The sequence below is a fragment of the Segatella copri genome (assembly GCF_019249655.2).
GTDB lineage: Bacteria > Bacteroidota > Bacteroidia > Bacteroidales > Bacteroidaceae > Prevotella.
Genome location: NZ_CP137557.1, coordinates 544,437 through 566,802 on the forward strand (window position 1 = coordinate 544,437; position 22,366 = coordinate 566,802).

Here is a 22,366-nt window from a genome sequence, read left to right on the forward strand (position 1 = left end):
ATGAATAAGAATCAAGATCAAGAACTGGATTATAGAATGGATTCTGTATCAGAGAATGTTTCTGAGAATGTTTTTGAGAAAGCTTCAGAAAATGTTTCTGATACCCGGCTTTCCCAGATATTCGGGGAAGCCCTGGGCGATGAGCCTTCGAAGGAAGAAACGCTGGCGGCTTGGGAAGCTTTCGAGAAGAAGCATATTTCTTCTGAGGAGGAACATCTACAGAAGGCAGAAAATGAATTGTCTGAGAAAAGGATAGATAAAGCCCGAATCCTGACTTGGATTACGGCATCTGTTGCAGTAGCGGCAAGCCTCTTCCTTTTTATTTTCCGTTCATCCCAGGAGATTTCTCAGCCTACGGAGTTCTCCATGGAGCTTTTCTCGGAGGTCACTTCTCCCAAGCAGGTGGAGCAGACCCTGAGCGATGGCTATTGCGTGGTTTCTACCCCGGCAGCAACCACCACCTTGGTAACGCTGAGCGATGGCACCAAGGTGATGCTCAACGCCAATTCTACGCTCGAATATCCTGCATCTTTCGATGATGCAGAAGTCCGGGAAGTCCGTCTGAAGGGCGAGGCTCATTTCGAAGTAACCAAGAATCCTCATCGGCCTTTCGTGGTAAAGGCAGGAGAGATGCAGACGCAGGTATTAGGTACCATATTCGACGTGAAAGCCTATCGCAAGGATGCCCCTAAGGTAACCCTGATGCAGGGCAAGGTGAAGGTGAGCAATGCCGATACTGAGGTGGAAATGCGCCCGGGGCAGACCGCTACGCTCCAGTCGGATAAGATAGTAGTGTCTAAGGCTTCCCCTTCAGCCTCCGATTGGCTGGAAGGCGATTTCGATATGGATCAGGTTACGCTGGCAGAGGCGATGAGCGACATCGGAGCCTGGTACAACAAGACCGTAGTCTTCCAGTCCCAGGCGAATATGGATAAGCTCATCCACTTCCGCTTCTCCCGCAGGGCAAGCCTGCAGGAAATCATCACGGCATTGAACGAGATGGGTGTGGCAAGAATCAGAATGGAAAAAGGCAAGATCATGGTGCTTTAAGCCATGGTCTTGCCTATTCCTATTCCATCAAAGTCCAAAAGGGGAGTTACAGCTCTATCGGAACCACTATCTTTATGCTGAAGTTGCGGCCCATATTGTAAACGCCTCTTCTGCCTGTAACCTGGTTTACGTCAAGATACTTCAGACGGCTCAGGTGGTTCTGGTAAGCACGGTTGGTAAGGTTCTCGCCCGAAAGATAGAGCGAGAGAAGGCGCTTGCCATGGAGCTTCACGTCGGTACCGGCATACATATTTAATAAGGTGTACGATGGCGTAGCGGTCTCCGTATCGTTGGATGCGAAATAATGGTTCTGGCGGAGATTGCAATCCATCTGTAGCTTTACGAAGAGATGGTCGAAAGTCTTGCCGTCGCAGACAAACTCATACCTTACATCCGAAACCCAGCGAGGGGCTGGGGTGAATGGCAGATACTTTGATTCGGATGGCTGATGCAACTGAATCGAGTTGACATACGAGAAGGTGTTGCCGATATGCAGATGCTCCACAGGGTGGATGTCGATACTCGCCTCACCACCCAGAATGCGGGCGTCGCCCGAAGTAAACTGATAGGCTGGCGTGTCGTCGATGAGGACAGGCTGATTGTTCTCATCTGCCAACTTCTCGCTATAGATGTAATGGTTGATGCGATTGGCAAACAGCGAGAGCTCTGCCGAAATGATAGGCGAAGAATAATCCAGACCAAGGTCGAATTGCCAGCTGTTTTCCGGCTTCAGACTGGTATTTCCCAATTCGTATCGCTGGGTTCCCTCGTGCACACCTTTCGATGATAATTCGCTGATGTTTGGAGCACGGAATCCTCTTGCTAGGTTCAGCTTCAGATTGAAATCGGGCAGGATTTCATAAGCCAATCCGATGCTTCCGGTCACTCCCTCAAAGTTGCGCTTAAAGGCTTGAAAACGGAATGAATCATTCGATTCAGCATCATCCTCTTCTCTCAAAGCCTCGCTGTGCAGGTGGCGATGATCGTATCTGATGCCTCCGCTCAAGTTCAGTTTGTCTATCTCTTTGCTCACCGTGGCAAATACACCATAATCGAAGAGATGATAGGCTGGAATCAGAAATTCAGAACCTTTATTAATCGACTGCTGCCACATGCCGTTGATGCCCGTAGAGAACTTCCATCCATTCATTTCCGGCGAAAGATAATGCAGGTCGTAATTCACGGTATGGAGCATGAAGTCGAGTCCGCATTCCTTTGGATTCTCTTCCTCCTCAAACTCCTGACGGCGGTTCTGCTGATAACCCAGGAGGAACTTCAGATTGCCGTCGCCCAGGAACCAGGAATTATCAAGTACAGCCTTGTAATGATGAATCTGCTGATAAGGCATCGGCTTGCCGTAACTCTTGGCATCGTAGCCTTCCGGAATTTCTAGTTCGCCCGTTTTCTCATCTCTTTCTCCCTCTACGATGCCCGGAGTGAGATGATAATAATCGAGTGTGAGATGCGAATGCCCCTGGCGATAATTCCAGCCGAGGAGCTGCGAAAGGGCCTGTTCTCGGAGTGAAGAACCGAAGACGTAACCATCGTATTTATTCTTGTAGGCATGCGCCATCTTTCCGCTGTAGCGGGTGTTCCAGACGAATCCGCCCTGGTTGCCGGCAAAGTTGAGCGAATAATCAAAAAGTCCGTTGTTGGTTTGATAACCTGTAGAGAAATTCGCTCTCATGTCGCCCTTGGCAAGGGTAGGAGCGGAGTGGAAGATGAGGACGCCTGCCATCGCATCCGAGCCATACATAAGACTTGCCGGACCTTTCAGAATCTCTACGGAATGAACCGAAGCGGGGTCGATTTCTATTCCGTGTTCATCACCCCATTGCTGTCCTTCCTGTCTGATTCCATCGTTCACTACTACCACGCGGTTATAGCCCAGGCCACGGATCACGGGTTTTGAAATTCCGCTTCCCGTGGTAATCTGCGAAACGCCTGGCTGGTGGGCGATGGCGTCGATGATGTTGGTAGAAGGCTGCATTTCGAGTTGGCGGGCAGAAACGAAAGAGATGGGTGCAGGCGACTGCTTGAGTTTCTGGCTGCCCGTCAAGCCTGTTACCACCACTTCGTTCAGTTTCACGCTCGATTCCGTCAGTGGCTGGTGTCTGGTAGAATCGTTTGCCTCTTCTTCATGAATGTTTGCCTCTTCTTCATGAATGTTTGCTTCCTTCTTATCATGATTTGCTCCGTTTATAGCCATAGCAGGGGCTGTTGCCGACGAGCATAGGCTCATCAGCAATATTGATTTCAATATTGTTCTCATTATGTTATTTGTTACCTTATTCTGTTAATATTCAATTATTTATAAAAACAGAGAATAAGGTGGAGCACGGGTAGATTTTACCCCCTTCGCCCTGCACAAGCAAGGAGAGCAGAAGGCACGGCGAGGGGAGAGATGGAGCACGGCGATGGCAACCCAAACCACGAGGGCTGGAGCCAGATAAGGAGTGCTTTGCAATTGGCAAAGCACACAGTCGTGCATGGTATTCTGCAGGGCTATCAGATGCCCGTCGTGATGAACATGATGGGCACAATCGGCACAATAGAAATCAGCATGAGTTCCCTGCGCTTCACCATGATGGTGAAACGTAACGGCCAGCAGCATCGGCAGGTAAACCAATAGCAGCAGCCAGGAAATTCTGATTCTCTTATGCGTTATCCTCTGCATTTATCTACAGTCATTCTGTTTTTATTTGCAAAATTAATCATTTCTGTCGGGATTATTCTTAGAATTCCGATCTTTTAACGAAGATTATTTGTTTTTCAGCAGAAAAGCCATGTAGAGGGGAAGAATGAGTGTTTGTGGGGCTGTTCCCACATTTACATCTCCCAGTTTGATGGCTTGAGATACGTGATACTTTTCGGGGTTCGAAAGGATGGTCTTGGCACTTTTAATGTTTCCGTTGCTTGCCTTTACTTCTACCAATATGCATTTGCCTTCGTATCTTGTAACAAAATCGATTTCCAAACCCGAATCCTTGCGGAAATAATAGAGCTTGCGATTCATCTTGCCAAAAATGTCGGCCACCAGATTTTCAAAGATGGCGCCCTTGTATCCATAGAGATTGCCTTGCAGAATGTCAGCTGCCGTTCCTGGTTCGAGCATACTGATGAAAAGCCCTGTATCTGCCATGTAAACTTTAAACTGGTCGGGAATGGAGTTGCCATCAAGTGGAAGTTCGGGCGCAGACAGGTTGTAGCAACGGCGGATAATGCCAGCATCTTCTATCCATTGCAAACTGCCTTGATAGTCACGTCCTCTGCCGTTGGGGCGTACTGTGGCGTATGCGAATTTCTTGTTTTCCTTACTCAGTTGACGTGGAATTGACTCGAAGCATTCTCTGATTCTCGACTTGTCTGCTTGTGGAGCATATTTCAGCATATCTACTTTGTATTCTTCGATGATGGCTTGCTGCATCCGTAGCACGTTTTGCATATTATGAGTTTCCATAAATACGCTCACGGCTCTTGGCATTCCGCCAACAATGCAATATTGCAGCAGCAGTTGGCGCATTCTTTCGTGGATGGCTTCTTGTACTGGAGTCTTTTCTTCCAGGCAGCGATGCAGGTAGTCGATGGTCATTTTCTTAATGCCATTTGCCCAAAGCCATTCCTCAAAATCCATTGGATACATGTCTATGATAGTCTCGTAACCAACAGGAATTGGAGCCTCTGACGAAGCATTGGTATGGTAACCGCTGACTCCCAGCAGGGAACCCGTACCGATGACATCGTATCTGCCATCAGTCTTGAAGAATTTCAAGGCTGTGCGAGCACGTGGGCATTCCTGTATCTCGTCAAAGATGATGCAGGTTTTGCCCGATACGAAATTGGCATCAGGTATTAAGGTAGAAAGTGTCATGCAGAGAATATCGATGTCCAGGCCACCATCAAATACCGACTTGTATTCTGGGTGCTGGAAAAAGTCAATATACACAACATGCTCATAATTCTTATGGGCAAAATCGAGTACAGAGAATGTCTTTCCGCATTGGCGACATCCTTTGATGATGAGAGGCATTTTATGCTCATCACTTTTCCATTCTTTGAGATATTTCTCGATTTTTCGTTTAAACATCTGTCTTCTAATGATTTATAATGTGCTACTCTTGATGCTGTGCACGTTTTCCAAGGGACTTTTCTTGAATTCACGCACGTTTTTCAAGGGACTTTTTGCTCTGTTCTGCCACTTTTTCAAGGGACTTTCAGTTGCAAAGATACGAAAATATTTCTAACTATACTTTGAAATAATCCAAGAAAGCGGCTTATTTAAGGAAAATTAATGTTTTTCCTATCATTTTCTGTTCCTAAGGTGAAAAGCAAATGGATTGGGCTTGCCTTCTAGAGAAAAGGGGGATTTCCCTGGGGCTGCGTTCCAATTAGCTTGCTTCTGTCTAAAATATTAATAATCAAACAGTTAAATAAGTTTTCTACTTTCCGAAATCAGAAAAAAAGAAAATATTTCTTCCAAAAAAGGGGCGTTTTTTGGATTTTATTTGTATCTTTGCCCTGTCGTTTGATACGATTTCAACAATAAACAATTCAAAACCTAAAAAAATAGTGGGATTATGAACATATTTAAAAAGCTATTTGGTGGCCAAAAGACTACTGAGGAAGTGAAACAGGAGAAGGAAAAAGACTTCGACATGGTGAAATATGATGGTGTTCGTGCTCTCCGCATGCATCAATTTGACCTTGCAGCCAAGTCTTTGGAACACGCTCTGCAGTTGAATGCCGAAGATTTGGAATGCCGCGACTATCTCTCGCAGGCTTACATCTCTATGGGCGACCTGCAGAAAGCCTACGAGCAGTTGCAGATTCTCTCGGAAGCCCAGACCGACAACGTGGCGGTGTTGCTGCGTATGGCGGATGTGGCGTATATGATGGAGAACTATACTGCTATGTCGGAGGTATGCGATAAGGCACTTCACCTGGACACATCGAATCTGCAGACCTATCTCTGTTATGCCAAGGCTTGCCGGGGATTGGGCGAACCCATCCGTGCCGTGTCGATGCTGACTGAGGCGATAGGCAAGCGTGAGGATTTCTATGCCGCCCGATTGCTTCGTGGCAGCATCCTGTTGGATCAGGCTCAGCTTTCCGAGGCAGAACTCGATGCAACTTTCCTCTATGAGCATATTCCGGGCAACGAGGATGTGCTGTTACTGAAGGCTCGTGTAGAGAAGGCGCAGGGAAAGATGGAGGAGGCTGAACAGACCTACGGTAAGGTGATGGAGGTAAATCCTTTCTCTATTGATGCGTATCGCGAGCGCAGCGAGGTTCGCAGAAGTCTGGGTGATAGTGCCGGTGCTGCCGAGGATGAGGCTGCTGCCAAGGAAATGGGTGCCGAAATTCCGGAACCATCAGAGGGAATAGAGCAGAAAATCAAGGAGAAAATGCAGCAGATGGACCCCTACAAGGTTTTCCATAACGAATACTGAATAATAGAATTTCATCTTTCTAACTGGAAAAAAATATTTTCCCAGTTGGAAAGATTATTTTTTGCAAGTAGTTCTATAACGGACAGAACCAATCGTCATCGGTCAAAACGGAAAGCCCAAAGCAACTTTTTCACGTATAAGACACGTAGATTGCGTTGAAAAATGATGCTTGTCGTCTATAAACGATAGAATTGATGCGTTTTTATCGTCTATAAACGATAAAAAGTTGTTGTTTTTGTCGTCTATAAACGATAAAATGTGTATCTTTGCACCGGATTCAGTAAAAAGAAAGGGAATTATGACGAAGGATTTGATTAAATTACTGATAATTGAGTATCAGGCTTATGTTACTCAAGTAGAACTGGTTCATCGTGACGTAGAGCTCATGGATGGACTGAATTACGTGTTTGTAGGATTGAGACACGCAGGAAAATCGTATCTGATGTATCAGCGCATAGCACAGCTGCTGGAACAGGGGCATAAGCGGGAGGAAATCCTGTACTTCAACTTCGAGGATGACCGTATTGACTCCTTGGATGTGACCGACCTTGACCTGATAAAAACCTGTTATGAAGAAATGTATGACAGTCGTCCTATCTTCTTTCTCGACGAGGTTCAGCTGGTAGATAGATGGGAAAAGTTTGCCCGCAGGTTAGCAGATCAGAAATATCAGGTTTACATCACGGGTAGTAATGCCAAGATGTTGAGCAGCGAGATCGCGACAACACTCGGTGGCAGGTACATGATACATGAGGTGTATCCCTACTCCTTTGCCGAATATCTGAAGGCGAGCGGTATTGATGTAAAGGCAAAGAATGCCCTCTATACTTACGCTAAGGATATTGTAAGACTCTCTAATATCTATTTCCAGCATGGAGGTTTGCCAGAGACTGTAGGGATGAAGGAACCAAGGTCGTGGATGAGCAATCTCTTCAGTAAAATCTTCTTCGGTGATTTGGTGGCTCGATATAAGATTCGTAACGACTATGCCCTGCGGGTAATGATTCGCAAGATGGCAGAAAGCGTGAAGCAGCCATTATCTTACAGCAGAATAGCCAGTATCGTGAGCAGTACAGGAAAAAAACTCAGTACGGATGCCACGATAGATTATGTTGGCTACATGGCTGACACCTGGCTCATTTTGCCGTATGAGAATTTGTTCGGAAAGTTGCAGGACAAGGAATCCAACCGCAAGTATTATTTTACGGACAATGGTTTGCTTCATCTTTTTCTTGTAGATGCAGACACTTCGTTGCTGGAAAACATAGTTGCCGTCATGCTCAGGCGGAAATATGGTGACGGCAGCTATTTCTGGAACAGCAGGAATGCCGAGGTGGATTTTGTGATTCCGGAAGAAGAATTGGCCATACAGGTTTCCTACTCTATGTCAGATCCCGATACTTTTCGGCGGGAGACAGATGGGCTGATCAGGCTTTCTTCTGTCCAGAATGTCAAGCGGATGATTGTTGTGACAAAGGACGAGGAGGATATTGTAGAGAAGGATGGTTGCCGCATAGAGATAATCCCTCTATGGAAATGGCTGCTGGAATTCTGATAACAGACAAAAAGGCTGAACTTCGGGTTAGGAAGTTCAGCCTTTTGCTTATTTGTGATTTCAGGAAAATATAAAACTATTCTATCTGATACCATTATCTCTATCGCTATTGTTCAGCTTACGGCTGCCTGTATGGTATCTGCGGCCATGGCTGAAGTTGAAGCTGGCAGTAAAGACAAGCATGTTGCCCTGGTCAGCAAGGCGTACCTTGTTCTTCTGCTGCACATACTTGTTGAAAAGTTCATCCTTATACACGCAGCCATGAGGATAGAATACGAATAATCCGAGAATGCCAAACTGCCAGTTCTTATAACTGTAGGTTACGGCAAGATTGGAGGTAGGCTCTCCGCCATTTGTCTTTTCTCCCCAAAAACTCTTTTCCACCTTATAGGCACCATAGCCAATGTTCCAATTGCCCGTCATGTACCGAATTTCTGCTCCATAACTGAAGTATTTGAACTCGTGGGAATAATCCAAACCCTTTGTCTTGACATTCTGATACTCGCACATAAGGTTCAAATCCAGATGATCCTTGATGAGGTGAACTTCTGGAGTCAACAGCAGGTGCTTGTAATCATGACTCTTCTGATTCTCCGGTTTGCTCACAAAGAGATAAGAGCCATCCTCCCGCTTTTCGGGCAAGATAGAAGTGGCTATAGGCTTGTCGTAATACGTCCAGTTTCCCTCCAGGTACACAGACATCAGCGGAATGTTCCAGGAAGCCGACAAGGTATTGTTGTAGCCGGTAAATGGCTTCAGACCGCTATTGCCGTCACGCGCCTCAAAGCTGTTGGAATATTGGCGCAACTCGCTCAAGTCGGAAAGGCTTGGGATGTCTGACGTGATTTTGCTGCTCCATTTAAAACTCAGATGGTCGCTAGCCTTTGCCTGTAATGTTACCTGTGGTCGAAACAGCCATTTGCTGTATCCGTTCTCCCCCTGATGGATGGAAGACCTGGTTGCGCCAACTCCCACCTGATAACTGAACCACTTCTGCTGTCCCTGTAGCTGGGTGAAAAGATAGAGATTGCTGTACTTCAATTCCGTATCAGCATTACTGCTTCCCACATAGATGTTATCTGTGTGGCTGATATTATATTGTCCACCTACCGATAAAGCCATCTGTTTCCAGTTCTTGCTGTATGTTCCTTCACCAATAAGAGAGCGCTTTCTACCAGTTGCATCATAACTGTAATCGGTCAGCGGAGCGTTCTTTACAGATTCATCCGGCGATTTGTTGAACGTATATTCCCTCATACGATATTGGTAATCTGTGCCGATGTAAGTACCCACCAGGTTCAGAGCCAGGTTCTGGTCATGGGGCATGTTGAGCGAATAATAAATGTCCAGAGATGGAATCTGCTCCAGCATTTTTCTGTTGTTTTGCAGATATTGATTTGCCTTGCCGCTTTCCTGATAAAGCTGGTTCATGCCTCTCACAGGACTGTTGTGATTGTAGAAATTCAACCGTACATTCAATGTATATTTGTCTGGCTCACTAAGATTATAACCCAATTGTACATTATTAGTGGTGTATAGGAACGGAGAATCATAACCTAAATAATTGCGATGTAGAGTTTCTCCTGTGGGCAGATGATAAGTACCGAGACTCTCATAGCTTCGTTCCTCTACCGAGCGATAGGAGAAACTGTAGTTGATGCTGAATTCCGATTTCTTCACATTGTATTTGAAATAACCGTCGCTATTATTGAAACCTGCCTTGGTGCCTTGCATCGTAGAAACTCCACCCACATAACCGGCATAGCGTCGGCGGACCTGGTAGTTGATGACTGCATCCAGATTGCTGTCTCCATATTTGAGTCCTGGAACATTGATGAATTCCACCTTTGTAACTTCATCCGGCTGTAAAGCCAATACATCTTGCATGCTAGCCTTGACATCGTTGATGCGTATTTGCACATCTCCGCCCTTTAATGACAGAACTTTGCGTTCTGCTCGATTTACGATAATGGTAGGCAAAGACAAGTTGTCCAACAGATCATAACCATTGGAAGCCGTTTTCACCTGCTCTTTTGTAGGGAAGATGATTTGTCTATCTACTTTTTCTACAACCCTTGCGGCTTCAACGGTCACACCTTTCAACAGGTATGAATTCGCCTGCATCCTCACATTTCCGATACGGGCAATAGGTACCAGCTTGCAAATGGTCTTATAGCCTACAAAAGAAACCTTCATGAGGACCTGCTTCTGCTGGCAGGGGATGACGAAATCGCCATTGGCGTTGCTCACGCCTCCACAGAGAAAGGAGGAATCCTTCGGGTTGAGCAGCTGGATGTTGGCGAATTCTACAGGAAGATTGTGATTGTCTATCAGTCTGCCTATCAGCTTGCGCTCGCTCTTGCGTATGCACTCCACGGTGATGAGGCTGTCGCCCACGGTCATCTGCATCGGATAGAAACCGATTACCTTGTGGATGGCATCGGGAATATTGGCTGTCTTCACGTTCTGGGTAACCGTGAAATCCTCCAGTTCGTTGTAGATGAAGCTGATTTTGTAGCGCTTGGAAGCCTTGTCGAGGTCGATGAGGACGTCCGACATGCTGCGGTTGTGATAGTTGCGCTGGATGTGCTGTGCGCTCATCGCCAGGGCGAACGTGCACAGCAGGAATATGATGGCTGAAAATCTTCTCATAATGATACTTTTTAACTTTGAACTTTGAGCTTTGAACATTGAACTTTATGATTACTTTGAGAGTCGATAATATTATGCTTACTTTTGATAAGCTTGTTATTTTACAATCAGCTTGTTTTGTTGCAATTCGATGTTTACGTTCTCGAATTGGTTCAGTTCTTTTACGATGTTCTCGATGCTCGAATGACTGTTCCATTCGTAATAGAGGCGGAGGGTCTTGTCCTCGTTATTCTCAAACTTCACTTGTAAATCATAATAAGAAGCAATCTCTGAAATCATCTGCTCGAAAGCCACATTCTCGAAAGTCTTGTGAATGGCTGGCTTTTCTGGTTTCGGATGAGTCAGGGAATCCTTTGCTGCTACCTGCTTTGCGGAATCTGATTTTATGGCTTCCGGATGAGTGTCTGCGGTTACCTGGGTTGGTTCCTGGCTGCGCTTGATGTAAGTATGGATTGCGGCAAAGGCAATACCCGAAATCAAGACAAAGCCGGCGATGGATGCTGCCAGTTTACGCCAGGAAGTTATAGGATGAGTTGCTTCTTCCTGAAGTTGATGCTCCTGGTTGAATTTCTCCCATTCCTCATCTACATTAATAATAGGAGAGGGGCTTTCAAGTGCAGAATCCACTTCTACCATCGTCTGATAGAGTTTTCGGCATTCCTCATCCTGCAATATTTCACGAATCTCCTCATCAGAATACTTCTCCTGATGGTCGATGATATCCAGTATTTTTTCAAACTTGTCCATAATAAATCTGCTAAGGGTTAAACTTTTGCTTTAATTTTCTGATGCCTTGCGCCAGATGCTTATAAACTGCCACTTCGCTGATGCCCAATTCCGTAGCAATCTCCCGATATTTCAGTTTCTGCCGAAAACGGAGATCGAGTACCTTGCGGGTTTGTGGCGTGAGTTCAGCATTCATATAAGCCAGAATTGCCTCGTACTTTTCGGTCTCCCTGTCTATTTCGGCAATCGTCGCTTCCAGGGGAGCTATCGAAGGCGAAGTATCGGCTTTCAGGAGATGATGAACCCGGTCTTTCATCTTCTGTCGGCTCAACAGGTTGAGGCATTTATGGCGCACACACACCAGAAGGTAGCTCCCGGCGTTGGCGGAAGGCAGGGGCGGTTCGCTGGCTATTGTCTTGTCGTTAGCCGTCTCGTTATCAAGACCCAGTTGAGTCTTTCCGTCGAGCACATCGGCAAAGACTTCGCTCACCACATCCTTGCTGGCTGCATCATCCTTCAGAAGTACCCTGGCCAATTGGTACATCCTCAGATAATGCTGCCGGAAGAGCTGTTCTATCGTTTCTTTGTTTATTTGCATTACTTTATTTCTTTTCTTTTGCCTATATTACAATCGAATTTTCATTTTCCTAACCCTTAGCAGAATATTTTTTAATGCAAATTATTAAAACGTCAAAAATACCCTATCGGACTTGCTCCTTCTTCAGATGCTTGTAAAGCCACAGGAAGGCGGGAATGAGGAAGAGATCTGCCATGACCCACGCCACAGGGTCGCCGAAGCAGACACCCGTCCACGCCAGGGCAGGTACCAGCCAGAGACTCACACCGCATCTCGCTATCATTTCCATCACGCCACTCAGCATCGAGAGATTGCTGTAACCCAAGCCCTGGATGCTGTAGCGCAGGATGGTGAGCAAGCCCAGACAAGGATAGAAATAGTTGGCTATGCGCATAAACTGGGCAGCATAAGTCACCACCTCCGCCTCGCCCTTATCCACGAAGAGCATCATCATCTCGTCGGCAAACGGATAGATGAGCAAGAAGGTGAAGACGAAATAAACCAGCATCATCCTGATGGAAGCCCTTACGCCCTGACCGATACGCTCCAGTTTCCGGGCACCCAGGTTCTGACCGCAATAGGTAGCCATCGCCACGCCGAGGTTCTCGAAAACGCAGGTAAAGAGATATTTGATGCGCATAGAGGCAGTAAATGCCGCCACATAAACCGTTCCCAGAGCGTTGTTCGCACTCTGGAGCATGATGAGGCCGATGGCGGTAATGGAGAACTGCAGACCCATCGGAACGCCGTTGTTCAGCAGAATGCTTACCTTCTTGTTGTCGAATTTCCTTTCCTCACCCTTCGGAATCAGAATCTGCATCTTCTTTTTGATAAACCAGATACAGAGCAGCACGGAAATGCCCTGCGAGAGCCAGGTGGCAATGCCTGCACCCTCTACGCCCAGTCCCATGCCGAGGATCAGAATGCCATCGAGAATGATGTTGATAACGGAAGCTGTGATGAGGAAATAGAAAGGCTGTTTCGAGTTGCCCAGGGCACGGATCTGACCGGAGAGCAGATTGTAGCCAATGGTGAAAGGAATCGCCGCAAACTGCAGCATCAGGAAGATGTAGGCATCATCGAACACCTCCTTCGGCGTATTCACCAGGTGCAGAATCTTTCCGCAGAAGATGCAGGAAAGAAAGGTGATGACCACGGCAAATACCACGGCAATGCGGATGCTGTTGCTCACGTAAGTCCGCATCTTGGCGTAATCCCTGGCGCCGAAAGCCTGGGCGATAGGGATGGCAAAACCGGCACAGGAACCGTTGCAGAAGCCCATGATGAGGAACATGATGGAGCTGGATGCGCCAACAGCCGCAAGAGCTCCCACGCCAATCCATCTTCCCACGATGGCGGCATCGATGATGAGATACATCTGCTGAAGGATGTAACCTAGGATTAGTGGAATCGCAAATTTGATGATGGCTCGCAAGGGCGAACCTACAGTCATGTCGTTTGTTGACTTTGAACTTTGAGCTTTGAACATTGAACTTTATGATTAGTTTTTGTTATCCTAGAAATATAAAAAAGGAGGAGGATGCACTCTTTATTTGAGCGCATCTCCTATCTTCTGTTTGATTTGTGCCATTTTGTTGCGGCGCTCGATGGAGAACGTATCTCCGTGTGCTTCCACGTAATCGAAGAGCATGAACGCCTTGTTCAGCAGTTCATCTCTTGCGGGCTGCCCCACCATGTCAGCCTCGTGATAGTAGAGTTCGGCAAGCATATCCATCTTGGAGAGTCGCTTCTCCTCGTCGTCGATACCTGCCATTGCTTTCATCACATCCTCAATGGTGGCGATGCTGTAGAAGGCATAAGGGCCCACGTATTGGTCGTAGAGTTCCTTAATCTTCTCACGTCTCACCTCCACCTCTTTCTTTTCGAGCATTCTTTCGAGTGCCGCCATAAACTCGCGAATCAGTCGCTGTATGTAGTCTCGTTGTAGCATAAAATAGTCTTTATTTTATTCGTTGTTATTGATTGCCTCCACATACTCCCACAGTTTCTTGTAGAAAGGATGCTTCGTCATCGTGTCCTTGTTGCCCAGGATGATGAGCTTCATGCGGGCTCTCGTCATCGCCACGTTCATGCGGCGGAGGTCTTTCAGGAATCCTATCTGGCCTTCATCGTTGGAACGTACCAGGGAGATGAGGATCACGTCTCTTTCCTGCCCCTGGAAACCATCCACCGTGTTGACGCTGATGAGGCGGCGGTAAGGCTTAAAGAACTCATACTTCTTGATGAGCTTCTTCAGATACTGCACCTGGGCACGGTAAGGCGAAATGATGCCTACGTCGATGCTCTCGCTCAATACCCGCTGCTTGCCTATCTTGGTGAAGTATTCCGCCAGGGTGAGCAGGGTAAGCTCGGCTTCTGCCTTGTTGATTCTTCCGAAACTCTCGCCTACAAACTGCTCCTTGAAGTTCAGATCTTCGCCTTCTTCTATCGTATCTGCCGGTTCCTTGTCGGAAGTGTCAATCCACGTAATCGGATGGTCGTAATCCAATACGCTGCGGTATTTGATCTGTGGCGCACTCTCCACCTTGCCCCCGTAGAACCAGTCGCTGGAGAATCGCATGATTTCATCGTTCATGCGGTATTGGATTTTCAGCAGGGTCACTACCTCGGGCTTGTTTTCGGCGATGCGCTCCATCAGCGTCTTGCCCAGTCCGGCTCTCAGGGCTGCGATACTCTTCACGGTAGGTGGCAGCTGACAATGGTCGCCTGCCAGAATCACCCGGCTGGCTCTTCGCATCGGAATCCAGCAGGCGGCTTCCAGAGCCTGGGCAGCCTCGTCGATAAAGAGGGTGCCAAACTTCATGCCTTCCAGCAGATGATGGGCTGAGCCTACCAGGGTACAGGCGATGACACGCGCCTCGCCAAAGAGTTCTGCGTTGATGCGGAGTTCTATTTCGGCAGCACGGCTCTTCAGCCTATCCATCTTCTGATGATAGTTCTCGCTACCCTTCTTCCTGTTCTTTCTTAATTCTCTGATTGCCTTGCGGATAGCCCAGAGTTGCGGATAGTCGGGATGACTCTCGAAGCGGCGCTCGTAGGTGAAGCCCAGCATCTTGTCGTTCACACGGGTAGGGTTTCCTATTCTGAGCACGTTGATGCCTCTATCTACCAGTTTTTCTGAAATCCAATCCACCGCCATGTTGCTCTGTGCACACACCAGCACCTGGCTCTCCCTCATCAGGGTTTCGTTGATGGCTTCCACCAGGGTAGTGGTCTTTCCGGTTCCCGGAGGTCCGTGAACGATGGCAACATCCTTCGCCCAAAGCACCTCATTTACAGCTCTTTCCTGGGTAGGATTGAGCCAAGGAAACTTCATCGGGGCAAACGAGAATCTGCCCGCCTTCTGATGCGAATAGAATAAATCGCGGAGATAAGCCAGACGGTTGTTCTTCGCCTTCATCACTCTATCCAAAGCCTCGAACATCAGCTTGTAGCTGGTTTCGTCGAAGGACAACTGTACGCCGATAGGCTCCGTAGACTGCTGCAAATCGAGCAGTGGGGCAGAATCGGGAACGGTAATCACCATTCTGTCACCATCCACATAGCTCACGGTGCCTGTAAAGGAGAAATATTTGATCTGTTCTTCACTTCTGAAGAACATGACGGGGCGACCGAACTCAAAATTGTGCTCGATATCCTGATCCGAGGTACGGAATACCTCGATGGCTGTTTGGTTCAGCGAATTATAAAAGCTCTTTCCCACCTGTAGCGGGAACCAGGCATCACCTCGTTTCACCTTTCGCTTCATGCCCATCTGTTCGGTGAGCTTGCGGAAGGCTTCCTTCTCGGTGTAATACTCCAGCTGGAGCAGGGTGCGTTGCTGCAACAATGCCTGAATTGGTGAAATCTGTTCCATAATTGGTTGCAAAGTTACACCAATTCAGGCAAAAATAAGAAGATAATAGGATAATTATGTTTAAAAACTATCACTTTTCTCATCATCTCTGCCAGAGTTGATAGTCCTGAATCTCGTTGGCGTTATCATCCGGCGAAGCATTCTTGCCGTTTTCTGTCGGCACATTCTGCTTCTCTTTTGACTGCGCCCTATGATAATAGGTGAAGGCGATGAGGCTGATGAGCAGCAGGGCGATGATGCCGAGAACGATGCCGCCTGCCTTCAGCAGGGGCGATTCATGTTTGTGTTCTCTTACCTCGCGGATGCTCTTGGGACGGATGCTCAGGTCGCGGTTTATGCATACTTCTGCCGTCTTCCTGAGGTGCCTGTCGTGGGTGGCCTTCGCCATGTCGAGAAGCACCATGCCCAGCGAATAAATGTCTGCCTGAGGGTCTGATTTGGCTCCCTGCAGGAGTTGTTCCGGGGCGATGTAGCCCGAGGTTCCTGCCGGCAGTTTAAGAATGGTGAAGGAATCGCTGTCGGAAAGTCCGAAATCGATGAGCTTCACGTTCTTGCCATTGTGGGTTACCATGATGTTGGCGGGTTTCAGGTCGCGATGAATCATCTGCTTGTTGTGCATGTATTCCAGGGCGTCCATCAGTTCGTGGGCTATCTTGTGCGCCATTTCCGCCGTGAGCAGTTGCTGGTCTATCAGATATTGCAGCGTGTCGCCATCTATGTATTCCATCACGATGGTGGTACCCAGGTTCTCCACTTCTTCCATGCCTATGGTATGGCAGATGTTGGGGTGCTCCAACTGCAGACCTATCTCGAATTCCTTGGTCAAAGCCTGTCGGTAGATGGGCGTATAGAGGAAGTCGTTCTTCAGGCATTTCAGCATGTAGCGCTTGCCGTATCTTGTGGCTGTGAAGATGCGGGTGTGCCCAGAGATGGAGACGTAGCATTGGCTGAGGTTGCTGAACTTAGACTCCACCGGCTGGGGTTCGGCAACGTTCATCTCCTTGTTGATATCTTCCGTGAATCCTGATGTTGTCTTCATCGGCTTATCTGATGCTGTGTTTATTGACTTATCTGACGTTGTTTTCATTGGCTGATGATGCTGATAAGGGTGAGACCTCCGTTTCTTCCTGCTACGAACGATGCGGTACGCTCGCCGTTTCGCTCGATGTAAGGCAGATAGAGCGGCTGCTCCTTGATGAAGCATCCGGTAACGAAATGATCGCCTGCTTCAAGCTTGCTGTTTTCTGAGGCAAGTATTTCGTAGGTACTCTCGCCCAGATAGCGTAGGCGTAGAATGCGGTTGGGGCTCCATCCGATGGCTATCTCCGTACCCTTCTTCAGGTCGCTACTTACCAGCTGGCTTGCCTTGAAGAACGAGGAGTTGTAGCGGGTACTGGTCTTCAGCCATTGCTTGAACTCCATGTAGTTCTTGTGCCCAATATATTGCGCAAGAATATCGAGCGTCACCATGCGTGGCTTGTGGTTGTCGCTCACATAACCGTAGAGTCGCTTCAGGGTTGAGGGTGAAACCTTGCCGCCTGTATGCTTTTCGAGGAAGAACGAGAATTCCTCAAAGTCGGTGGTGGTGGCTAGTATTTTGCCGTATTCCTGCTCCACGAGAGACTTTAATTCTTCTATTTCAGGTGTTGTCATATTCTAAGTGTTTTTTTTGTTTTTATTGCTCAACAATGTGTTCAAACTTGCTCCAGCTTTTGTTGTTCTGATAGAGCTTCTTCTTGCCTGCCGGTACGTGAAGCACGCAGGTTGGGAGGAATGGGGTGCCCTTGGTGGTGAAGGCATTCGTATTGCATACGGGTGGATAGGGGGCATCGACGTAGAGGTCGGTGAGCGGACAGCCGTCGAACACGTAATCAGAGACGAGCTCTGTCTTCTCGCCCAATCTTACCACCTTCAGGCGGGTGCATCCCTGGAAGGTGCCCGTAGGAATCAGCTTGAGTTGGGCTGGCAGAGAAACCTCTTCCACCAGGCTGTTCATCAGCGCTCCCTGTCCTATTTCCGAAAAACTATCCGGAAAGATGAAGCGGGTGATGCTGCATTCCTTGAAAGCATAATCGCCGATGCCAGAAAGAGAGGAAGGCAGGGTGTAGTCGCCCTGTTTACCCATCGGGAACCAGAGAATTTCGGTTCCGGCTGCATTAAACAGTACTCCATCCAGACTGCTGTAGTGGGTGTTGGCTTTCGAAACCTGGATGCTTTCCAGTGCGGTGCAACCGGCTGATGGAAGCAGCTGGCTTACAGAGGCTGGAATCTCTATTTCCTTCAGCGATGTGCAGCCGGCAAACGCATCTTTCTCTATCTTGGTGACATCCGATGGAAGGAGGATGTGGCTGAGCTGATTGCATTGGGCAAGGAATCCCTGACCCACCACCTGATTTTCGGTGTGGCGATGATAAGGTCCGAAGTCGCCTCCTCCTGCTACGATGTGGGCATCAGCCAGGTTGATGTCGGCAAGTTTTCCTTCCGTGGTTTCATTGTTGATGTCTCTTCCTGCCATCGTTCTCAGGCATCTCAGGTCGTCTCCATTCAGGTCGCCGGCTATCGTGAGCTGGGTGTATTCGTTGAGATGATTGCCCATCAGTTCACTCAGTTTTCCTGCTTCCTGCAGCTTTACGGCGTCTGAAGTTCTGAAGGTGATGGCTTGGCTCTTGGTTTCGCCTACCCGGTTTTGGGCGTAAGCCCAGATTCTGTAGGTGGTGTTGAATTTCAGGTCGTTGAGTTTCACCTGCTGCGCTCCGATGGCTCCCTGGTAGTTTTCTATCTTCGCCTTTTGCTGCGTAGGGGTTGCATCGCCTTCTCCGCTTTCCTCTGCATTTTCTCCATCTACTGCATCCTCTGTATAATAACATCCAGCTTCCGTAATCTCTTCACCGCCATTTGCCGTAATGTCGAAGCCCACGATGATGCTACAGGGACCATAGCTCAGAACCTGCGGATTGTTAAGGGCTGGCTTTTCGTTGGGCAGGGTGGTGAAGCTCATCGGGTTACTGCTGAGCGTGGTTCTGCCGTTGCTTCCTTGCAGCATATAATAATAGGTGGTACCTGCCTTCAGACCCATCATGCAGAGTGCCACTTCCTTGGTGGACTGGCCATTCCCCGAAGGGTTGCTGTCTTCATCTGAAAGGCTGATAGGATTTGAAGTGAGCGCCATTTCAGCCGTCTCTCCGTATCTGAAGGAAAGGGTAGGCAGGGTGGTCTCTCCCTCCAGCGAAACCGAACCGTGCAGAGTGGCCTCGTTTCGGGTAATGCCGGAAGCAGGGAGAGTGGCAAGATGTGGCTCCAGATGGGTGGGTTTCTCGCTGCTGCATGCCGTGAGAATAGCCAGCATTATTCCTAAATATATAATCAGTTTACTTTTCATCTTGATGTTCATTCTTATTTTCCTGGATTATTTTTCTCGGCTTGATTTCCCGGATTTTGATTTTCCCAGTTTGATTCCTATTCCGATGCTGCCCTGCCATTGCTTTCCGGCGATAGTAATGGCTGAGGCTGAAATACTGAGTTTTCCGAAGGAAGCCAGGGCTCCCAGTTCTGCGGTTACTCCTTTATCAGAAAGTCCGTCGTTGATCAGATAACCTTTTCCTTCGCTCTCGCTCAGTTGCCAGGCTGTGGCCGACTTACCGTATCCTACGCCTTCGAAAAGGCAGACGCCATGCGTGATGTGATGGATGGCTCCTGCCGTGAGCGTATAGTTGGTGTGGCGGGTTTCGCCCGAATAGTAGGGTTTGATATTACTGCTGCCAGTAAAGCCTTCCTTGTCGCAGTTGCCCTCCGTGTTTCCTATGCTCTTCAGGTTACTGCTGGCATGGAGAAAGAAACCATGGCGGCGCATCAGGGCAAGGAAGATACCATACGACGGACCGTCTTTGTGCAGGGAAACCGTGGCCAGACTATAGAAGGCAAGCGGCATCTTAGGGCGCACCTTCTCGATGGCGATGGTGTCGGTGATGGTCTTTATCTCTACTATCGTATCGTGGAGTTCCGTGATGGCTGGTTTCGGCAGGTTGAGCTTCATCTCGTAAGTCATTCTGCTCTCCAGCGGTTTACCCAGTCGGTAATCACGCAGTACGCCCCATTCAGGATGTTTCAGGGTGAGGGTCTTGGTGCCTTTCGGCAGATAAAGCCATATTTCCCCCACTTCGTCCTTCCTCTTCACGATGCCGAGCGGGGAGGAGAAGGCAAAGTCGGCTGGAGCCACCACCTTGATCAGGGCGCAGGCTTCATCGTTCAGGTCACGCACATTGTTGATAAAGGCGCTCACGTCGTTAGGCAGCTGGCGGAAACTTGCCACCGAAAACTCCTGTGCCCGGAGGACAGAAGGAATGGCTAGCCAGAGAATCATGGCTAGTTGCAGCACCTTCAGAAGTTGCTCTTTCATTTTCTGCGAAGCGAAAGCTTCTCTAACTTCTCCCATCATAATTTTCTTTTATTCTAAATTAAAGTCTTGAATATTAATCACATCATCGCCTGTATGGACGGTTCCGGCTGGCTGCCAGGTGCGAACATGGATGAGTGGCATCGACTTGTCTCTGAAATCCCAGAGCAGGAAGAGATAGCCGTCGTCACTATACCTGTCGCTCTTGTATTGTTGTCTGAGCGTTACACCGTAGATGCCGTCCATCGTAGGATGGCGCATGATGCGGAATCCCGAGAATCTGACATCGATTTTCTGATTGGCAGCAAATACCTTGGTAAGACGGTTCAGGTAGTCGCGCTTGGAATGGATGGCAAAGGTTACCCGGTTTTCTGCCTGGCATTTGCCATCGTTGGCGATGGGCTTTACCACATTTCCCACGATGATGAGCGCCTTGTCGCTGAACACCTGCCGCAGGAAATCGATGTCCTTGGTGGTGTAGGCTGTGCGGAAGTGCTCACAGTAGTTCAGAATGGTGTGGCGGCGCTTGGCATCGGTTTCAGCCAGTTTGCCCTGCATGATTTTTGAGGCTTCCTTATAGAAAGGATTGCTCTGCGCCATCGTCTTGAGATCTATCTGCGAGAGGGCACTCGTCTTTCTGCCTGATTGTCCATCGACAGAGCCCTTCTTTTCTCTGGAATGATCCCCAGGATTTCTCCCGGAATAATCTCCGGAATAATCTTCTGAAATCGTTTCTCCTTTCGTTTTTTCTGTCAGATTAGCGATGCCTTTCTGTGCTTCAGCCGATTTGTATTCAGCAGCATCTTCATTCAGGAAAATACTGCCTTGACGGTCTATGTATCCTTCTCTTTTCGTGTTCTTTTCTCGGAATCGGAGTTGCCCGTTTCGATAGCGGGTATCAAGCAGACAATCACGTAAGGGGATGGCAAACAGTTCTTTGCCGTCTTCATTCTCCACCACGTATTGCTTGCCTTCTTTACCGTTGTCTTGTTCTACCAGTTCCAGTCCTTCGTGTACTCCGTATCGGGTTTCCTTGCTGTTTTCTTTATAATCAGCGAAGGGCGACAGCCATAATGCTGCCGCCCAACCTCCAAGAAGGAGAACCAGAAGGGATAAAATACTTACCGTCTTCTTCATTATTTTTTATTCTTATTGCCAGTTTTTAATTTCTCCACCGACTTCAATCTTCACCTGGTCTGGATTGTCGGAGATGATGAGGTTGACGAGATGTTCAGTTCCAGGTTTAAACTGGAACTTGCTCTCGAAGAGATAGCTCACGCCTTTCATCACCACCTCGATGAGCGGCATTCGGTTTTCGATGCGCTGAGGCACGATGATGGCCGAATAGCTGGTTGCATCGTCCTGATGTGCGATGATACTCTTTCGGGTTCCCTTTACATAGCGGGTTGCCACACCTGCTTGCAGGTCGATGGTGGCAGTGGGCACCGTGTTGTGGATGGTTACCTGAGCCGTAGTAGGCATATCGCCCTCGAAATCCTCTCCTTTTATCAGGCGAATCTTGAGCTTGCTCATGATGTGCTTGAAGTTGAGAGGGATGGGTGAGGCTGATGCCGAAATGTTCTTGCTGCTGGCAAAGAGCAGGTCGCTTGCCTCATAGCCGCCCAGGGCTTCCTTGCTTTTGGCGGTGCTTTGATCCAGGACTACGCTGAAGGGCTGGTCTGTAATGCTGCTTACATCTTCCATGTAGGGATAGTAAGCATAGGCAGTATAGGTGCCCTTGTCCCAGTAGAGGGTTCGGGCTGCCGCCCATTTGCTTCCATCGTAGGTCAGCGCTTCGTTGTTCACCAGGTTGCCTCCTATTTCCAGTTGTGCCTTTGCATCTGCCACGTAAAGTCCAATCTTGTCGTTTTGCTCAAAGCTGGTCTCTGTGGCACGGGTTGCTTGTCCCGGATGGCTCACCAGGAAGGTCATCGGTGTGGATTTCGCATCTTGCGAGCGAAGAGCCGTTTCCTGCTCTTCGCTGCAAGATACCATTCCTAATATAGCCAACGCAAAACCTGCGTATCTTATTATATGTTTCTTCATATTTTTTCTATATTTTAATGGTCTGTACTATGATGAACCT

Annotated in this window: 18 protein-coding genes; 3 read left to right on the forward strand and 15 right to left on the reverse strand. The window is 48.2% G+C overall.

The window, feature by feature from the left end; genetic code table 11:
* Positions 1 to 1,050 carry a FecR family protein gene (locus tag KUA49_RS02225; RefSeq protein WP_218411968.1) on the forward strand — a complete coding sequence of 350 codons (1,050 nt, stop codon included), beginning with the start codon at positions 1 to 3 and terminating at the stop codon, positions 1,048 to 1,050.
* A gap of 46 nt (positions 1,051 to 1,096) precedes the next feature.
* Here the strand turns inward: KUA49_RS02225 and KUA49_RS02230 are convergent, their stop codons facing one another.
* From KUA49_RS02230 to KUA49_RS02240, 3 genes are all read right to left on the reverse strand, one after another.
* On the reverse strand, positions 1,097 to 3,322 hold the full coding sequence (locus KUA49_RS02230; RefSeq protein WP_218411969.1) for a TonB-dependent receptor: 2,226 nt from the start codon (positions 3,320 to 3,322) through the stop codon (positions 1,097 to 1,099).
* Between the two features lie 39 nt (positions 3,323 to 3,361).
* Positions 3,362 to 3,727: a hypothetical protein gene (locus tag KUA49_RS02235; protein WP_218411970.1), complete on the reverse strand. Its 366-nt coding sequence runs from the start codon at positions 3,725 to 3,727 to the stop codon at positions 3,362 to 3,364.
* Positions 3,728 to 3,811: 84 nt separating this feature from the next.
* Positions 3,812 to 5,137, reverse strand: coding sequence for an ATP-binding protein (locus KUA49_RS02240; protein ID WP_218411971.1), 1,326 nt, complete (start codon positions 5,135 to 5,137; stop codon positions 3,812 to 3,814).
* Between the two features lie 490 nt (positions 5,138 to 5,627).
* On the opposite strand from KUA49_RS02240, the gene KUA49_RS02245 reads away from it, so the two are divergent.
* Both KUA49_RS02245 and KUA49_RS02250 read left to right on the forward strand, forming a co-directional pair.
* Positions 5,628 to 6,500, forward strand: coding sequence for a tetratricopeptide repeat protein (locus KUA49_RS02245; protein WP_218411972.1), 873 nt, complete (start codon positions 5,628 to 5,630; stop codon positions 6,498 to 6,500).
* Positions 6,501 to 6,798: 298 nt separating this feature from the next.
* Positions 6,799 to 8,055: an ATP-binding protein gene (locus KUA49_RS02250; RefSeq protein WP_218411973.1), complete on the forward strand. Its 1,257-nt coding sequence runs from the start codon at positions 6,799 to 6,801 to the stop codon at positions 8,053 to 8,055.
* An 81-nt stretch (positions 8,056 to 8,136) separates the two neighbouring features.
* Here KUA49_RS02250 and KUA49_RS02255 read toward each other — a convergent pair whose 3' ends face one another.
* From KUA49_RS02255 to KUA49_RS02310, 12 genes are all read right to left on the reverse strand, one after another.
* Positions 8,137 to 10,707 (reverse strand): TonB-dependent receptor, encoded by a 2,571-nt coding sequence (locus KUA49_RS02255; protein ID WP_218411974.1) that lies wholly within the window; start codon positions 10,705 to 10,707, stop codon positions 8,137 to 8,139.
* 96 nt (positions 10,708 to 10,803) lie between these two features.
* Positions 10,804 to 11,454 carry a DUF4974 domain-containing protein gene (locus KUA49_RS02260; RefSeq protein ID WP_218411975.1) on the reverse strand — a complete coding sequence of 217 codons (651 nt, stop codon included), beginning with the start codon at positions 11,452 to 11,454 and terminating at the stop codon, positions 10,804 to 10,806.
* A gap of 10 nt (positions 11,455 to 11,464) precedes the next feature.
* Entirely contained in the window at positions 11,465 to 12,031 is a 567-nt protein-coding gene (locus KUA49_RS02265) for a sigma-70 family RNA polymerase sigma factor (protein WP_218411976.1), read from the reverse strand.
* 103 nt (positions 12,032 to 12,134) lie between these two features.
* The gene (locus KUA49_RS02270; protein ID WP_256624772.1) at positions 12,135 to 13,499 is read right to left on the reverse strand and encodes an MATE family efflux transporter; all 1,365 of its coding nucleotides are present in this window, start codon (positions 13,497 to 13,499) and stop codon (positions 12,135 to 12,137) included.
* Positions 13,500 to 13,559: 60 nt separating this feature from the next.
* A complete protein-coding gene (locus KUA49_RS02275; protein ID WP_218411977.1) occupies positions 13,560 to 13,961 on the reverse strand; it encodes a hypothetical protein in 402 nt (133 codons plus the stop codon).
* 15 nt (positions 13,962 to 13,976) lie between these two features.
* Entirely contained in the window at positions 13,977 to 15,887 is a 1,911-nt protein-coding gene (locus KUA49_RS02280) for an AAA domain-containing protein (protein ID WP_218411978.1), read from the reverse strand.
* A gap of 82 nt (positions 15,888 to 15,969) precedes the next feature.
* Positions 15,970 to 16,926, reverse strand: coding sequence for a serine/threonine protein kinase (locus tag KUA49_RS02285; RefSeq protein WP_218411979.1), 957 nt, complete (start codon positions 16,924 to 16,926; stop codon positions 15,970 to 15,972).
* 44 nt (positions 16,927 to 16,970) lie between these two features.
* Positions 16,971 to 17,540: a hypothetical protein gene (locus KUA49_RS02290; RefSeq protein WP_203051565.1), complete on the reverse strand. Its 570-nt coding sequence runs from the start codon at positions 17,538 to 17,540 to the stop codon at positions 16,971 to 16,973.
* A gap of 22 nt (positions 17,541 to 17,562) precedes the next feature.
* Positions 17,563 to 19,278: a leucine-rich repeat domain-containing protein gene (locus KUA49_RS02295; RefSeq protein WP_218411980.1), complete on the reverse strand. Its 1,716-nt coding sequence runs from the start codon at positions 19,276 to 19,278 to the stop codon at positions 17,563 to 17,565.
* A gap of 15 nt (positions 19,279 to 19,293) precedes the next feature.
* On the reverse strand, positions 19,294 to 20,322 hold the full coding sequence (locus KUA49_RS02300) for a hypothetical protein (RefSeq protein ID WP_218411981.1): 1,029 nt from the start codon (positions 20,320 to 20,322) through the stop codon (positions 19,294 to 19,296).
* A gap of 9 nt (positions 20,323 to 20,331) precedes the next feature.
* Complete coding sequence (locus tag KUA49_RS02305; RefSeq protein ID WP_218411982.1) at positions 20,332 to 21,417, reverse strand: hypothetical protein; 1,086 nt, start codon at positions 21,415 to 21,417, stop codon at positions 20,332 to 20,334.
* Between the two features lie 12 nt (positions 21,418 to 21,429).
* Positions 21,430 to 22,326 (reverse strand): fimbrillin family protein, encoded by an 897-nt coding sequence (locus KUA49_RS02310; RefSeq protein ID WP_218411983.1) that lies wholly within the window; start codon positions 22,324 to 22,326, stop codon positions 21,430 to 21,432.
* Positions 22,327 to 22,366: the final 40 nt, after the last annotated feature.

Coding starts and splice junctions, on each gene's coding strand:
- KUA49_RS02260 (WP_218411975.1), bottom strand. CDS start 11,454: ATGGACAAGTTTGAAAAAATACTGGATATCATCGACCATCAGGAGAAG.
- KUA49_RS02250 (WP_218411973.1), top strand. CDS start 6,799: ATGACGAAGGATTTGATTAAATTACTGATAATTGAGTATCAGGCTTAT.
- KUA49_RS02280 (WP_218411978.1), bottom strand. CDS start 15,887: ATGGAACAGATTTCACCAATTCAGGCATTGTTGCAGCAACGCACCCTG.
- KUA49_RS02225 (WP_218411968.1), top strand. CDS start 1: ATGAATAAGAATCAAGATCAAGAACTGGATTATAGAATGGATTCTGTA.
- KUA49_RS02290 (WP_203051565.1), bottom strand. CDS start 17,540: ATGACAACACCTGAAATAGAAGAATTAAAGTCTCTCGTGGAGCAGGAA.
- KUA49_RS02305 (WP_218411982.1), bottom strand. CDS start 21,417: ATGAAGAAGACGGTAAGTATTTTATCCCTTCTGGTTCTCCTTCTTGGA.
- KUA49_RS02300 (WP_218411981.1), bottom strand. CDS start 20,322: ATGATGGGAGAAGTTAGAGAAGCTTTCGCTTCGCAGAAAATGAAAGAG.
- KUA49_RS02235 (WP_218411970.1), bottom strand. CDS start 3,727: ATGCAGAGGATAACGCATAAGAGAATCAGAATTTCCTGGCTGCTGCTA.
- KUA49_RS02310 (WP_218411983.1), bottom strand. CDS start 22,326: ATGAAGAAACATATAATAAGATACGCAGGTTTTGCGTTGGCTATATTA.
- KUA49_RS02230 (WP_218411969.1), bottom strand. CDS start 3,322: ATGAGAACAATATTGAAATCAATATTGCTGATGAGCCTATGCTCGTCG.
- KUA49_RS02255 (WP_218411974.1), bottom strand. CDS start 10,707: ATGAGAAGATTTTCAGCCATCATATTCCTGCTGTGCACGTTCGCCCTG.
- KUA49_RS02240 (WP_218411971.1), bottom strand. CDS start 5,137: ATGTTTAAACGAAAAATCGAGAAATATCTCAAAGAATGGAAAAGTGAT.
- KUA49_RS02285 (WP_218411979.1), bottom strand. CDS start 16,926: ATGAAGACAACATCAGGATTCACGGAAGATATCAACAAGGAGATGAAC.
- KUA49_RS02270 (WP_256624772.1), bottom strand. CDS start 13,499: ATGTTCAAAGCTCAAAGTTCAAAGTCAACAAACGACATGACTGTAGGT.
- KUA49_RS02295 (WP_218411980.1), bottom strand. CDS start 19,278: ATGAACATCAAGATGAAAAGTAAACTGATTATATATTTAGGAATAATG.
- KUA49_RS02245 (WP_218411972.1), top strand. CDS start 5,628: ATGAACATATTTAAAAAGCTATTTGGTGGCCAAAAGACTACTGAGGAA.
- KUA49_RS02265 (WP_218411976.1), bottom strand. CDS start 12,031: ATGCAAATAAACAAAGAAACGATAGAACAGCTCTTCCGGCAGCATTAT.
- KUA49_RS02275 (WP_218411977.1), bottom strand. CDS start 13,961: ATGCTACAACGAGACTACATACAGCGACTGATTCGCGAGTTTATGGCG.